The sequence below is a fragment of the Leisingera sp. F5 genome (assembly GCF_001593695.1).
Genome location: NZ_LUKH01000790.1, coordinates 1 through 1670, shown reverse-complemented (window position 1 = coordinate 1670; position 1670 = coordinate 1). Strand labels below are relative to the sequence as shown.

General features: G+C 60.3%; 2 protein-coding genes and 1 pseudogene. 1 reads left to right on the top strand and 2 read right to left on the bottom strand.

From position 1 onward, the window contains the following. Nucleotides 1–704: pseudogene (locus A2I95_RS36005) on the top strand (chemotaxis protein CheA); the annotation flags it as partial. A 194-nt stretch (nucleotides 705–898) separates the two neighbouring features. Here the strand turns inward: A2I95_RS36005 and A2I95_RS36000 are convergent. After that, on the bottom strand, nucleotides 899–1123 hold the full coding sequence (locus A2I95_RS36000; RefSeq protein WP_291737317.1) for a DUF2842 domain-containing protein: 225 nt from the start codon (nucleotides 1121–1123) through the stop codon (nucleotides 899–901). Next, nucleotides 1123–1670 (bottom strand): adenylosuccinate synthetase (locus A2I95_RS35995; protein ID WP_291737316.1); only part of this gene is annotated, 548 nt, incomplete at its 5' end. The genes A2I95_RS35995 and A2I95_RS36000, both read right to left, overlap by 1 nt.

The window sequence follows — 1670 nt, the reverse complement described above, 5'->3', positions numbered from 1 at the left end:
TACCTGTTGCCAGCGCCGATACCCCTGAAACCGACGTCTCCCGGTTGATGGATGCAGCGGATGAAAAGCTGGAAGACCCTGAATTGTCGACCAATCGCGAGACCTTCCATCAATTGCGTGCTGCCGTTGCTGCCGCCGAAGCAGAACGTGCTGCCGGTGGCACCGTCGGCACACAGCCCGATGACGAACCCTATCGTTCCGATCTGGCAAACGTCGTACGTCCGCGCCGCCCGGTGTCAAACGCCGGCCGCAAAGATCGTGCCGAACGCCCCGACACCCAGGAGCGCGCCGCACCGCTCAAACTGGTGGCTGAACAGCGGATCGATACCCCGACTGAAACGCGCGGACCGATCCGCCCCCGCCGTATTCGCGGTGCCCACCTGGAACAGGTGGAAACCGGAGCGGGCTCAAACGGGAGCAGCTTCACAGCCTACGCCGCCGAACGCGGCGCAGTTGAGTTGCCCGAACTGCTCGAAGCCGCCGCTGCCTATCTCAGCTTTGTTGAAGGGCTCGAACAATTCTCGCGTCCGCAACTGATGAACAAGGTTCGCCAGATGGAGGCCACAACAGAATTCAACCGCGAAGACGGATTGCGCTCGTTCGGTCAATTGCTGCGTGACGGCAAAATTGAAAAGGCCGGAAGCGGTCGTTTTACGGCTGCCGGTGACATCGGATATAAGCCCGATAGCCGCGCGGCTGGCTGATATCGCTGCACGAATTCAAAAAAACGGCTCCAATCTGGGGCCGTTTTTTTGTGCCAGCACATCTTGGTAATCTGCGACTTTGTTCGTTCAACTAGATCCCAAGGTCGCCTCCTGCTTCAGCAGATTGGCCCAATAAAAAAGGAGCGGTAGTCACATCGCTCCTTCTTTCATTTCTACGCTTGGGCTGATCGGGCTTAGCCTTGGGAATCGTCGGGGTTTTCCTTGCCCACACCGCGAAACACAAATTTGAACGGCAGCGCCCAAAGCAGACCCAGAACCACATAGACCAGCAGTTCAACCAGGATCGGCGGACGACCCAACCAGCTCACCACGCTGACGGCCAGCACAATATAAAGCGGCAGACCGATCAGCAGGATCACAAGCGACCAACGCCGCCGGGCCTTGTAACCAAGCGCCATCAGTCAGCAAACGGGTCAGTGACGAGGATGGTATCATCGCGCTCGGGCGAGGTGGACAGCAGGGCCACCGGGCATTCGATCAGCTCTTCCACGCGTTTCACGTATTTGATCGCATTGGCCGGCAGGTCATTCCAGCTGCGCGCGCCTTCGGTGCTCTCGCTCCAGCCGGGCATTTCCTCGTAGACCGGCGTGCAGCGAGCCTGGCTGTCGGCAGCTGTCGGCAGGTAATCCAGGCGTTCGCCGTCCAGATCATAGCCCACACAGATCTTCAGGGTCTCGAACCCGTCCAGCACATCCAGCTTGGTCAGCGAAATACCGTTGATGCCGGAGGTGGCGCAGGTCTGGCGCACCAGGCAGGCATCAAACCAGCCGCAGCGGCGCTGGCGGCCGGTGGTGGTGCCGAATTCATGGCCTCGGGTGCCCAGCCGGTCGCCATCTGCATCCGGCTTGCCGTCCGCATCCAGCAGTTCGGTCGGGAACGGGCCTTCGCCCACACGGGTGGTATAGGCCTTCACAATGCCCAGCACATAGTCGATCGAACCCGGCC